The sequence below is a fragment of the Vreelandella venusta genome (assembly GCF_044809155.1).
Lineage (GTDB): Bacteria > Pseudomonadota > Gammaproteobacteria > Pseudomonadales > Halomonadaceae > Vreelandella > Vreelandella venusta_B.
Genome location: NZ_CP085241.1, coordinates 3296766 through 3308864, shown reverse-complemented (window position 1 = coordinate 3308864; position 12099 = coordinate 3296766). Strand labels below are relative to the sequence as shown.

The window sequence follows — 12099 nt, the reverse complement described above, 5'->3', positions numbered from 1 at the left end:
GTGGTGCTTTACCCATATCCAACGATAAAAGGAAAGAGAATGACCAAGCGCAACTACTACGCTCCGCAAGGGGGGCATCCGGCACAAACGCAGCTGCTGTCGGATCGCGCCGTATTTACCGAAGCCTACGCAGTAATTCCTAAAGGTGTGATGCGTGACATCGTCACCAGCAATCTGCCGTTTTGGGAAAACACCCGGTTGTGGGTGTTGTCACGGCCACTGTCGGGGTTTGCCGAAACGTTTTCCCAATACATTATGGAAGTCTCCCCCGGTGGCGGCAGTGAGAAGCCAGAGCCCGACCCCGCAGCGGAAGGCGTGCTGTTCATCGTAGAAGGCGAGCTAACGCTGACCCTGAAAGGCGAGAAGCATATTATGCAGCCAGGCGGTTATGCCTTTTTACCCCCGGGAACCCGCTGGGAAGCGCATAACACGTCTGACGCACCGGTGCGTTTTCACTGGGTGCGCAAAGCCTACGAGCAGGTGGAAGGCATCGACGTACCAGAACCCTTCGTGACCAATGAGAACGATATCGAGCCAACGGCGATGCCAGGCACCGATGAAAAGTGGGTCACTACGCGTTTTGTCGACCCTGCCGATATCCGCCATGACATGCATGTCAATATTGTGACGTTCCAGCCGGGTGCCGTGATCCCGTTTGATGAAACACACGTGATGGAGCATGGGCTTTACGTTTTAGAAGGCAAGGCGGTTTACCACCTAAACCAGAATTGGGTAGAAGTTGAGGCGGGCGACTTCATGTGGCTGCGTGCCTTCTGCCCACAGGCGTGCTATGCCGGTGGCCCGGGGCCATTCCGCTACCTGCTTTATAAAGACGTTAATCGCCACATGAAGCTAGGCGGCGTTGGCCCGCGCTAAGGCGTTACATGGCCAAGCGGTTAATAAAAAATTTAGGAGCCAGCCATGCTGGAATTGAAAGCACAGCCTTTAACACCCGAAGCCTTTGCGCCCTTTGGTGACGTGATTGATACCCGTACGGCGGACTACTTTCCTATTAATGCCGGGCGCACGCGGCGTTATCACGACTTAGCGCGCGTAGAAACCCTGGGGGAAGACGCCCGAGCGCTGATCAATATATTTGTCAGCCAGCCGGTTGAGATACCCCTGGCGCTAGACTTTCTTGAATGCCATCCGCTCGGCAGCCAAGCCTTTATGCCGCTGTATGAAGAGCGCTTTATCGTGGTGGTGGCGCCCAAGGGCGAAACGATTAACAGCCAAGATGTCCGCGCGTTTGTGACCGATGGGCATCAAGGCGTTAACTACCACGCGGGTACCTGGCATGCGATCCAGTCGGTACTAGAGCGAGAAGGGCGTTTTCTGGTGGTAGACCGAGGTGGAGAAGGCAATAACTGCCTGGAATACCCGCTGGAATGCCGTGTGAACATTGGCTAATTGTTTATGTGAAGATATTGAATCGGTAGTTAAAGCGCCCTCCATTAGGAGGGTGCTTTGCTTTCTGCCAAGCGGTTTTTTTAAACCGTAATCTTATTCAGCCTGAATGGCGTTGACTGCCGCGCGGGCGGCAGCATTGACTGCCACCACTAACGGAACATCAAATTCGGGCTGTAACCGGAGGGCGGAAGCCGATAGAGGGCCTCCCCCCATTATGACGGCCTGCGCCGAGTCATTTTCAATGGATGCCTTAACGGCTTCGGCTAGTGCGGCATCCAACGTGTCAGGCGACTGAACCAGTTCCGTGGGATCTCCAGGCGTAACTCTGACGCCACGGTATAGATGTTCGTAGCCCAGTGAGGCGGCTTTTTGCCGGAATGATTCGATCAGACCCTCATCTGGCGTGACGGTAACGATGCCGAATGCCCGGCCATTGCGAGCGGCCTCATGAAACACCTCTTCGCCAATTCCAAATACTGGGATATTAACCTCGGCACGTAGCTCTTCAAGACCTGGATCGCTGAACGCCGACACAATAATGGCGGCAACATTCTCGTCCTTGGCGGCTTCGATGCCTATTGCCACAACACCTGGAGCAGCATTGATCATGTCCTGAGGTGTCGTAAGAAGCGCTGGGGCCGATAGGTTACTGCGTTCTTCAACCGTTGCTATACCTTCGGTTTCAAGTCGAGCGAGATCGGCCATTGAGCGCGTGGCTTGAGCGTTCGAGTTGGGGTTGATCAGAATGATGGTCTTTGTCGTATTGGCAAGGTTCGATGCCGTCATGTCTGCCTCCTGATCGGCTTGAGAGAGGGAAGGTAACAGGAAGAGACTTAACAGGCAGCCGGTGGCGAGCTGGACACGAGACGATTTTGATGGAAATGGGATCATGGTGGGAACCTCCGCGAAACTATTAGTTTATTGTTAGAGAAAGTGGGAGATGCACTGGATAACGGTTGCTCTTAACGAGCTCGAGACTCTGCCCGGCAATGGCCGGGCAGAATGGGGATTACTGACGGAAACGCTGGCAGGGTGCCCAGTGCTGCATCAGCAAGTAGTAGGTGAGGCCTGCAGGAATCAGGCTTGCGTACCAAGAAACGGCTGAGAAGGTGAGTGCGGCAACAATTCCTACCAGGGTGGCGATCAGTGCAGCGTAGTTGAAACCCTGATAGGGGCCAGTCTCGTCATATAGCTTGCTAAGGTCCAATGTGCGGCGACGAATGATGTAGTAATCCACCACCAGGATGGCGAAGATGGGCCCAAGGAACGCCGAGTAGGTCTGCACAAAGAGTTGAAGGCCGGCGGCAGAGTCAGGTTGTACGAGTTTCCAGGGGAAGGTGGCGAATGCTAGCAGCCCCACCAGTATGGTGGCGGTGCGGAACTTCATTTTGAAGACGTCCATCAACACATAGGTAGGCGGCACTACGTTGTTAAGCACATTAGTGGTGACCTGGGCAAAGGCAATAAATAACAGGGTGGCCATTAGAAGCGGCGTGTTGTCCACGGCATTGGTGAAGACCTGAATGGGATCGGCGGTACCCGTAGCTTCAGAGACCATAAAGCCGATCAACCCCATGAACATGGTGCAGGGCAGAATTGACATTGCATAAATAGTGGTCAGCAGGCCGGGACCGGTACCGTGTTTGTGTTCACGGGAATAGTCGCTGACGTTAAGCATCATGGTGCTGTAAATGCCCAAGAAGAGCATGGTGGCTCCCCAGAAGGGTAGCCCCCAAGACCCTTCCATGGTCAGCAGGTTAGCGGAGAGTTCATCACCGTAACGTTGCACTGTGACGTAAAACATATATGCCAATGAAGCGAGGATGAAGCCGCTACCGATATTCTCCAGCCACTTGATGCCCTGGAAGCCCATCACCGACAGGCCAATCTGCAGGAACTGGAAGGTGATGAAGTAGAACACTAGGTTGTCGAAGCCGAACAGCGTCGTCGACACCATGTTCAGAGCGCCAGCGCCGATCCAGCTCTGGAAGCCGTACCAGACGATAGCGGGCACTGCGCGCACTAGGCCAGGAATGCGAGTGCCCGCGAAGCCAAAGGCGCTGCGTGCCTGGACCATGAACGGGATGCCGTACTTATAACCGGCGGCACCATTAATGGCTAGGGCGATGCCGATTACGAAACAGCCGATGGCGATGGCCAAGGTCGCTTGAATCAAGTTCAACGTGCCAACCACGCTGGAACCCATGGCGAAGGTGCCGATCGACACGCAGCCGCCGAACCAAGCTAGAAAATAAGAGGGGACCCCCATAATGCGAGTCTGCTGGGGAGCAAGGGACTCATCTCCGGGCGCCTTAGTGTCGACATGGGCGCCTGCATGGCTAGAGGGAGGGAAATCAGTATCGGCCGTAGAGGGGGTTGGTTTGGAATGATTCATTGTGTGACCTCGCAAGTCATTTCTTGATGTTGTCGTTGTCGTTGTCGTTGTTATGCCTTGGAGTTAAAGCTCCAGGGGTCAGGCTTGCGGCATGATCGATAGTTTGGGTTTTCGTTGTACTGGTGTATGTCAGTAGTACGTTGCTTGGTTTAGCGCCGTGGTTTTAGCTCCGAAAGGTGTGAGAATCGCCCAGTAAAGGATTTAGGACGTGGGAAATCCAAGTCGCCGTGCTTGCTGGTACCTAGCCCCAGCCCTACCAATGCCTCGGTTAGCTTTATGGCGGCGGTGACGCCTTCTATCACGGGCAGGCCTACTTCCCGTGCAATTTCATCGGTGAGATCAGCCATACCGCCGCAGCCCAGTACAATGGCGCCGATGTCATCCTCGTCACGGGCACGACGGCACTCATCTATAAGTCGATTTAGTGCAGCATCCCCGTCATTTTCTAAATCCAGCACAGGAATCTCCGCGGCTCGCACTCGGCGGCAGTGATGACGAAAGCCGTACTGCTCTAGCAGGTGCTCGGCGATGATGCCGGTACGCCCCAAGGTAGTAACAATTGAAAACCGTGTGCTGATCAGGCTGGCCATGTGGAAGGCGGCCTCGGCGATGCCGATGACCGGTGCTCGGGTCAGTTCACGGGCTGCCAACAATCCTGGATCACCAAAACAGGCAATAACGTAGGCGTCGACGCCTTCCCGCTCTCCAGCTAGCACTTCTTCTAATACGCCCACTGCGCTAATCGCCTCGTCAAAGTGGCTCTCGATAGATACCGGTCCGTCGTCGGGCTGGGTAGCTGAGATGCGGGTTCCCGTCGCAGCGATACGGCTTGCAGCCTCGCCAATTTTTGTTGTCATTCCGATAGTCGTATTAGGGTTGATAACGCGGATATGCATGGAAGTACTCTCCTCTTTGTAGAAAACCATGGTTGGTTTTGTCGACGTTTTTCAATTGTCTTGTGAACAAAATAGATTGTTTTTGTATATATGGCAATCAATTATAAAAAGTTTCAATTAAATGAATAAGTGTTTTAAAACAAATAGTTAGGGGGTTTTTCGAATTTTTTTGATTTTTTTAACGTACTAGACAATGGTCGCTAGCCTCAAAGTGTGAGTGTTTTGTCAACATTTTTTGTATACAATATTTTAGGATAATTGCTCTGTGTGATGATGGGCATAACTAAGCTCTACAGTATTCAGAAAAGCCTACGTGACACGCGTAACGCAGCAGGATGAACAGCACTAAGTGGCTAAATTTTTGATGTATACCGTCAGTCTTCATCTATTACAGCGGTTGAGGTTATAGCGCAAAGGCTTGTGCCATGAGGCGTTGGCGATGTGTGTCGGTGAGAAGTCAGGCTGGCTTTGCAAGAAGGTTTGGGGCTGCACTGTGGCGATGTTGCTGACGTTTGTAGATGTTTTTCAGTTGCCCAGGCCAACAGAGAGGCCTGGTTTTTTTTATTTGAATAATTCATGGAAATATTTTCCATAAATTATTGACACTGATTCGCTGGGCGAATACTTTGAATACAAGAACAAATACTAAAATGAATACAAAAATAGTATTCAATTGTTGAGGAGAAATTGTAATGGCTAAAATGACCGCTGCAGAAGCCGCCATTCACGTCCTGAAAAAAGAAGGCGTTGACGTTGCCTTTGGTGTTCCGGGCGCCGCGATCAATCCCTTTTACGCTGCAATGCGTAAAGTGGGTGGCGTTGACCACGTGCTGGCTCGGCACGTAGAAGGCGCGTCGCACATGGCTGAAGGGTATACCCGCACCATCGCAGGCAATATTGGGGTATGTATCGGTACGTCTGGTCCTGCGGGCACCGACATGATTACCGGTCTCTATTCTGCCAGCGCCGACTCCATCCCGATTTTATGCATCACCGGTCAAGCACCCCGTGCCAAGATGCATAAAGAAGATTTCCAGGCCGTCGACATTCAGGCAATTGCTGGTCCCGTGACTAAATGGGCCGTGACGGTGATGGAGCCAGCCCAAGTGCCGCGGGCGTTCCAGAAAGCCTTCCAGCTCATGCGCTCAAGCCGCCCAGGCCCGGTGCTCATTGATCTGCCGATCGACGTTCAGATGAGCGAAATCGAGTTCGATCCAGACACCTACGAATCACTTCCGGCTTACAAGCCGTCAGCGTCACGTGCCCAGATTGAAAAAGCACTGACGATGCTCAACGAAGCCGAAAAACCGCTGCTGGTAGCGGGTGGCGGCGTTATCAATGCGGATGCGTCCGAGCAGTTGGTGGAGTTTGCTGAGCTGACCGGCGTGCCGGTTATTCCGACGCTGATGGGCTGGGGCACGATTCCAGACGACCACCCGCTGATGGCCGGTATGGTGGGTCTGCAGACGTCTCACCGCTATGGCAACGCCACCATGCTCGCCTCCGATTTCGTCATGGGGATCGGCAACCGCTGGGCTAACCGCCACACGGGCAACGTTGAAACGTATACAAAAGGTAGGAAGTTTGTACACGTTGATATCGAGCCAACTCAGTTAGGGCGTATCTTTGGGCCTGACTACGGCATCGTTTCTGACGCCAAGCTGGCGCTTGAGCTGTTCCTGGAAGTGGCGCGTGAAATGAAAGCCGCCGGTAAGCTTAAGAACCGCAGCGCTTGGGCCGAAGAGTGCCAGGAGCGTAAGCGTACGCTGCTGCGTAAAACCCACTTCGATAACGTGCCGGTGAAACCCCAGCGTGTTTACGAAGAAATGAACAAAGTGTTTGGCAAAAACGCGCGCTACATCAGCACCATTGGGCTTTCGCAAATTGCCGGTGCTCAGTTCCTGCACGTTTACAAGCCGCGTCACTGGATCAACTGTGGCCAAGCTGGCCCGTTAGGCTGGACAGTGCCTGCCGCGTTAGGTGTCTGCCGTGCAGATCCTACGGCTGAAGTGGTTGGTCTCTCTGGTGATTACGACTTCCAGTTCATGATCGAAGAGCTGGCGGTGGGCGCGCAGTTTAATTTGCCCTATATCCATGTGCTGGTGAATAACTCCTACCTTGGCTTGATTCGCCAAGCCCAGCGCGGTTTTGACATGGATTACTGCGTTCAGCTGTCGTTTAAGAACATCAACTACACCGATGAAGAAGCGGCACTCGCCGAATACGGTGTCGACCATGTGTCGGTTGTTGAAGGGCTAGGCTGTAAAGCACTGCGTGTGTTCAAGCCTGAGGATATTGCCCCCACGCTTGAGAAAGCCCGTGAGCTGATGCGTGAACACCGCGTGCCGGTGGTTGTAGAGATCATCCTTGAGCGTGTGACCAACATCTCAATGGGTACCGATCTTGATGGGGTTAACGAGTTTGAAGAGCTGGCCGAAAACGTTGCCGATGCGCCGAGCTCTATTGCTAGCTTGACCTAAAGGATGCCCTGGCCGCGACGTGTTCAACGCCAGGGTTTATCGCCCCTCCCGTTCGCTAGTCCTGCATAACAAGTAAGGAGACCTGCATGTCCAAGTTTGCTGCAAATCTCAGCATGTTGTTCACCGAAGTGGACTTCCTCGATCGTTTCAAAGCCGCTGCCGACGCTGGCTTCAAGGGAGTCGAATACCTTTTTCCCTATGATTACCCGGCAGCGGACATCAAACAGCGCCTGGACGCCAATGGCCTAAGCCAAGTGCTCTTCAACCTGCCCGCAGGCGACTGGGGTGCTGGTGAGCGGGGTATTGCCTGCCATCCAAACCGCGTTGAGGAGTTCCGCGCCGGTGTGGATAAGGCCATTGAATATGCTCAAGTGCTGGGCAACAAACAAGTTAACTGTTTGGTGGGTATCAAGCCTGAGGGCGTTAGTGACGACGAAGCCCACAAAACGGTGGTTGAGAACCTGCGCTTCGCCGCTGAAAAGCTTAAAGCGGCGGGCATCCTGCTGATCGCTGAGCCGATTAACACCCGCGATATTCCGGGCTTTTTCCTCAATCGCACGGAGCAGGCCCTGGCCCTGTTCGACGAAGTGGGCAGCGACAACCTGAAGCTGCAATACGACATCTACCACATGCAAATCATGGAAGGGGATCTAGCGCCCACCATCGAAAAGCATCTGGCGCGTATTGCTCACGTGCAGCTGGCGGATAACCCGGGGCGTCATGAGCCGGGTACCGGCGAAATCAATTATCCCTTCCTTTTTGCGCACCTTGAGCGCCTGGGTTACGACGGCTGGATTGGCTGCGAATACAAGCCCAAAGCGGGAACGACGCAAGGGCTGGGCTGGTTGGATAACGCACGCTAAGGCCAACCGCATCAATAGGTTTCAAGCGGGTTAACGGCAAGCGGGTGAGCACTGCCCCGTGTGTGCTGAACCCACGCTTGGTGAATTAATTGGAAGGAGAAAAATGATGAGCAAGATCGGTTTTATTGGTTTAGGCATTATGGGTCGCCCAATGGCTGGCCACCTGCTTGACGCGGGCCACTCCCTGGTGACCGTGAAGCGCGGCACGCTGGATGCAGGCCTTGCCGAAAAAGGCATGCAAGAAGTAGCCAGCCCCAAAGACGTTGCCCAAGCTGCTGACGTGATTATCACCATGGTGCCGGACACCTCTGACGTGGAAACCGTACTGTTCGGTGAAGACGGCGTCATTGAAGGTCTCAAGCCGGGTACCCTGGTCATCGACATGAGTTCCATCGCGCCGATGCAGACTCAGGCGTTTGCCAAGCGTATTACCGACGCGGGCGGTGAGTATGTAGACGCCCCGGTATCCGGTGGTGAAGGCGGTGCCATTAATGCCGCGCTTACCATCATGGTGGGCGCGACCGATGAAGGCTTTAAGCGTGCGACACCGCTGCTTGAAGTCGTCGGCAAGACAATTACCCACATCGGCGGTCACGGTGCAGGTCAAACCTGTAAAGTTGCCAACCAGATCGTGGTGGCACTGACCATTGAGGCCGTTGCTGAGGGGCTGCTGTTCGCCTCTAAAGCCGGTGCGGATGTCGTCAAAGTGCGCGAATCACTGCTGGGCGGCCTTGCCCAGTCGAAGATTCTTGATGTCCATGGCGAGCGCATGATCAAGCGCACCTTTGATCCAGGCTTCCGCATCCGTTTGCATCAAAAAGATCTTAACCTCGCTCTGGAAGGCGCTCGTAGCCTCAACCTTTCCCTGCCAGGTACTGCCAATGCACAGCAGCTATTCCAAGCGTGTGCTGCTAACGGCGGTGCTGACTGGGATCACGCGGGCATTCTGCGCGCGCTGGAGAAACTGGCAGACCATGAGGTGGGTGAGTAATTTTTAATCGGCGTTATTGAGTATTGGTGGGCCGTGGTTCATGGCCCACCGCGTTAATTGCATGTGAGACATTGGTTTTTACCCGGTGGCAGTTCCCCCGTTTTGCCATTTTTTCTGCCACCGGCTTTTTTCCCCCTTATTTTTCTTCTTTGCCCTGGCTCTTGCCTGAGGAGTCTGCCGATGAATGCCCCTTTTCGCTTAGCCCCTTTTAACAGTGAAGAAGACTCACGCCAGTGGCTGATGCGTTTAGCCGAAAAGGCGATCGCTGCGGTTCACCCCGACAGCTTGCTACCCGACCAGCTACCTGAAAAGCCGACGGGTCGCACCGTGGTTGTGGGGGCTGGTAAAGCCGCCGCCGCCATGGCGCGTGCGTTGGAGTTGGCATGGGACGCGCACTCCTCTGGCGAGTCAACTGACTTAGAAGGGTTGGTGGTTACCCGCTATCAGCACGGTGCCACCTGCCAACACATTGAAGTACTTGAAGCGTCTCACCCCATGCCCGATGCGCTGGGTGAGCAGGCCGCAAAACGTATGTTAGAAGCGGTTAAAGACCTGGGTGAAGATGACCTGGTCATTGCGTTAATTTCTGGCGGTGGTTCTGCGCTTATGTCGCTACCCGCTGAGGGGATTAGCCTGAAAGATAAACAAGCGCTGAATAAAACGCTGCTGCGCTGCGGCGCGACGATTCGTGAAATTAATACGGTGCGTCGTCATCTATCCGCGATTAAGGGCGGCCGTTTAGCGGCCTGTGCACACCCCGCCCGCGTAGTGACGTACCTGATTTCCGATGTGCCGGGCGATGAGGCATCGTTAATTGCCTCTGGTCCTACGCTGCCGGATAGCACCACGCCGCGTGATGCGCTAACGATTCTTGAACGCCATCAGATCGACGTGCCCGATAACGTGCGCGAGCATCTACTGGCTGACCACAACGCGCCGCAGCTCAATAGCCCTGAGTTTGCCCGCGACCAACATATTATCCTTGCCCGCGCCTGCGATGCGCTTGAAGCTGCTCGGCGTAGCGCGGAAGTAGGTGCCGGAGAAGACGGCATCGATGTCCGCGTATTGGGCGATGATTTAGAGGGCGAAGCGCGTGATTTAGGCACTGCCCAGGCACGAATGGCGTTCAAACTGCAGGACGAGATCACCCGTCCCCTGTTGGTGCTCTCCGGTGGCGAGACCAGCGTTACCGTCAAAGGTGATGGGCGTGGTGGGCGTAACGTCGAGTATCTACTGGGGCTTTTCGATAGCCTCAAAGGCGCAGAGGGCATTTACGCCTTGGCCATCGACACCGACGGCATTGACGGGTCGGAGGATAACGCCGGTGCGTTAATCGGCCCCGCGTGCTGGAAGCGCGCTGAGTCTTTGCAGCTGTCAGCGCGGGACTACCTGGCTCGCAACGATGCGTACAGCTTTTTCGATGCGCTTGACGACCTGATCGTGACCGGGCCAACCCGCACAAACGTCAATGATTTTCGCGCCATTCTTATTCTCCCGAGGCAGCCATGAAACCTACCGCGTATACCCCCATTCGCCGCACAAAAATTGTCGCCACATTAGGCCCCGCCAGCGACCGTCAAGGCGTACTAGAAGCGATGCTGCGGGCAGGCGTGGATGTTGTTCGGCTCAATTTCTCCCATGGGTCGGCGGAAGACCACCGTCGTCGCCTTAGCGAAGTGCGTGAAATCGCCCAGCGCTTAGGCAGAAGCGTCGCTGCGCTGGCCGATTTGCAAGGCCCTAAAATTCGTATCGCGCGCTTCAAAGAGGGCGCGGTGGTGCTGGAAGAAGGGCAGTCCTTCGTACTTGATATGCTGATGGAGAGCGACGCCGGAGATGTAAACCGCGTGGGCTGCGACTATAAAACGCTGGCGGATGATGTCAGCGTCGGTGATCGCCTGCTGTTGGATGATGGCCGTCTGGTGCTTGAAGTCAGCGCCATTCAGGGCAAGGAAGTCCACACCCGCGTGATCGTTGGCGGCAAGCTCTCCAACAATAAAGGTATTAACAAGCAGGGGGGCGGGTTATCGGCAGCTGCCCTCACCGACAAGGATAAACAGGATCTTAAAACCGCCGTCGAGATCGGCGTAGACTACTTGGCGGTCTCGTTCCCACGCAGCGCCGCAGATATGCAGGAAGCGCGTGAACTGCTGGGCGAGGCAGGCAAGGAGATTGGTCTGATCGCCAAGGTTGAGCGTGCCGAAGCGGTGGCGGACGATGCCACCTTAGACGGCATTATCAGCGCGTCCGAAGCCGTGATGGTGGCGCGGGGCGACCTGGGAGTAGAGATTGGCGATGCACAGCTGATTGGCGTGCAAAAACGCTTAATCAAGCGCGCACGCAGCCTCAACCGTGCCGTGATTACCGCCACCCAAATGATGGAGACCATGATCAGCTCGCCGCTGCCCACTCGGGCCGAGGTATTTGATGTGGCCAATGCGGTATTGGATGGCACCGACGCGGTGATGCTCTCCGCTGAAACGGCCGCGGGTGATTTCCCTGTCGAAACTATCGAAGCCATGAACCGCGTATGTCTGGGGGCCGAGCGCGAGCGCAGTGCTCAAGAGTCTGGTCACCGCATTCATCAGGGGTTCTCAAGAATCGACGAGACGGTGGCGCTCTCTGCCATGTATGCCGCCAATCATTTAGAAGGCGTGGCCGCCATTGCCTGCATGACGTCAAGCGGGTTCACGGCGCTGATTGCCTCGCGTATCCACTCTGGCTTGCCTATCGTTGGCCTGGCGCATAGCGAGATTGCCCAGCGGCGTATGGCGCTCTACCGTGGCGTTGTCTCGCTAGCGTTTGATACCAGCGAGATGAAGGCGGAAGAGCTTAACGACCGGGCGCTGGAGGTACTGGTGGCTCACGGAATCGCGGCGCCGGATGACCACGTCATTCTCACCCGTGGCGATCACATGAATGCCCATGGTGGCACGAATACCCTGAAGATTTTGGATGTAAACGCCAAGCATCAGCGCGGTTAAGCGCCGCGTTTTTAGGAAGCGAAAACAGTGTGCTGGTATAGTGGCCGAGGTAATAATGCGAACGTTGAATGAGGATCACCTGG

The 12099-nt window shown here is 55.0% G+C and carries 10 protein-coding genes; 7 read left to right on the top strand and 3 right to left on the bottom strand.

From position 1 onward, the window contains the following. The first annotated feature begins 39 nt into the window (after nucleotides 1-39). Together LG301_RS15335 and LG301_RS15330 are read left to right on the top strand one after the other, a co-directional pair. Nucleotides 40-876 carry a bifunctional allantoicase/(S)-ureidoglycine aminohydrolase gene (locus LG301_RS15335; protein ID WP_404472017.1) on the top strand — a complete coding sequence of 279 codons (837 nt, stop codon included), beginning with the start codon at nucleotides 40-42 and terminating at the stop codon, nucleotides 874-876. A 45-nt stretch (nucleotides 877-921) separates the two neighbouring features. Beyond that, entirely contained in the window at nucleotides 922-1410 is a 489-nt protein-coding gene (locus LG301_RS15330) for an ureidoglycolate lyase (RefSeq protein WP_404472016.1), read from the top strand. Nucleotides 1411-1503: 93 nt separating this feature from the next. Here LG301_RS15330 and LG301_RS15325 read toward each other — a convergent pair whose 3' ends face one another. The 3 genes from LG301_RS15325 to LG301_RS15315 all read right to left on the bottom strand — a co-directional run bounded on the left by LG301_RS15325 (nucleotide 1504) and on the right by LG301_RS15315 (nucleotide 4701). Then, the gene (locus LG301_RS15325; RefSeq protein WP_404472015.1) at nucleotides 1504-2196 is read right to left on the bottom strand and encodes an aspartate/glutamate racemase family protein; all 693 of its coding nucleotides are present in this window, start codon (nucleotides 2194-2196) and stop codon (nucleotides 1504-1506) included. A 223-nt stretch (nucleotides 2197-2419) separates the two neighbouring features. Then, entirely contained in the window at nucleotides 2420-3805 is a 1386-nt protein-coding gene (locus LG301_RS15320) for an NCS1 family transporter (protein ID WP_404472014.1), read from the bottom strand. Between the two features lie 149 nt (nucleotides 3806-3954). Then, nucleotides 3955-4701, bottom strand: coding sequence for an aspartate/glutamate racemase family protein (locus LG301_RS15315; RefSeq protein ID WP_404472013.1), 747 nt, complete (start codon nucleotides 4699-4701; stop codon nucleotides 3955-3957). 692 nt (nucleotides 4702-5393) lie between these two features. Between LG301_RS15315 and gcl the strand changes: the two genes are divergently transcribed. From gcl to pyk, 5 genes are all read left to right on the top strand, one after another. Beyond that, nucleotides 5394-7181: a glyoxylate carboligase gene (gene gcl, locus LG301_RS15310; RefSeq protein ID WP_404472012.1), complete on the top strand. Its 1788-nt coding sequence runs from the start codon at nucleotides 5394-5396 to the stop codon at nucleotides 7179-7181. A gap of 86 nt (nucleotides 7182-7267) precedes the next feature. Then, nucleotides 7268-8044: a hydroxypyruvate isomerase gene (gene hyi / locus LG301_RS15305; RefSeq protein WP_404472011.1), complete on the top strand. Its 777-nt coding sequence runs from the start codon at nucleotides 7268-7270 to the stop codon at nucleotides 8042-8044. A gap of 106 nt (nucleotides 8045-8150) precedes the next feature. After that, nucleotides 8151-9035 carry a 2-hydroxy-3-oxopropionate reductase gene (locus LG301_RS15300; protein ID WP_404475295.1) on the top strand — a complete coding sequence of 295 codons (885 nt, stop codon included), beginning with the start codon at nucleotides 8151-8153 and terminating at the stop codon, nucleotides 9033-9035. 180 nt (nucleotides 9036-9215) lie between these two features. Continuing rightward, the gene (locus tag LG301_RS15295; protein WP_404472010.1) at nucleotides 9216-10544 is read left to right on the top strand and encodes a glycerate kinase; all 1329 of its coding nucleotides are present in this window, start codon (nucleotides 9216-9218) and stop codon (nucleotides 10542-10544) included. Continuing rightward, nucleotides 10541-12016 (top strand): pyruvate kinase, encoded by a 1476-nt coding sequence (gene pyk / locus LG301_RS15290; protein ID WP_404472009.1) that lies wholly within the window; start codon nucleotides 10541-10543, stop codon nucleotides 12014-12016. Before LG301_RS15295 ends, pyk begins: the two co-directional genes overlap by 4 nt. The last annotated feature ends 83 nt before the right edge of the window (nucleotides 12017-12099 follow it).

Coding starts and splice junctions, on each gene's coding strand:
- LG301_RS15335 (WP_404472017.1), top strand. CDS start 40: ATGACCAAGCGCAACTACTACGCTCCGCAAGGGGGGCATCCGGCACAA.
- LG301_RS15330 (WP_404472016.1), top strand. CDS start 922: ATGCTGGAATTGAAAGCACAGCCTTTAACACCCGAAGCCTTTGCGCCC.
- LG301_RS15325 (WP_404472015.1), bottom strand. CDS start 2,196: ATGACGGCATCGAACCTTGCCAATACGACAAAGACCATCATTCTGATC.
- LG301_RS15320 (WP_404472014.1), bottom strand. CDS start 3,805: ATGAATCATTCCAAACCAACCCCCTCTACGGCCGATACTGATTTCCCT.
- LG301_RS15315 (WP_404472013.1), bottom strand. CDS start 4,701: ATGCATATCCGCGTTATCAACCCTAATACGACTATCGGAATGACAACA.
- gcl (WP_404472012.1), top strand. CDS start 5,394: ATGGCTAAAATGACCGCTGCAGAAGCCGCCATTCACGTCCTGAAAAAA.
- hyi (WP_404472011.1), top strand. CDS start 7,268: ATGTCCAAGTTTGCTGCAAATCTCAGCATGTTGTTCACCGAAGTGGAC.
- LG301_RS15300 (WP_404475295.1), top strand. CDS start 8,151: ATGAGCAAGATCGGTTTTATTGGTTTAGGCATTATGGGTCGCCCAATG.
- LG301_RS15295 (WP_404472010.1), top strand. CDS start 9,216: ATGAATGCCCCTTTTCGCTTAGCCCCTTTTAACAGTGAAGAAGACTCA.
- pyk (WP_404472009.1), top strand. CDS start 10,541: ATGAAACCTACCGCGTATACCCCCATTCGCCGCACAAAAATTGTCGCC.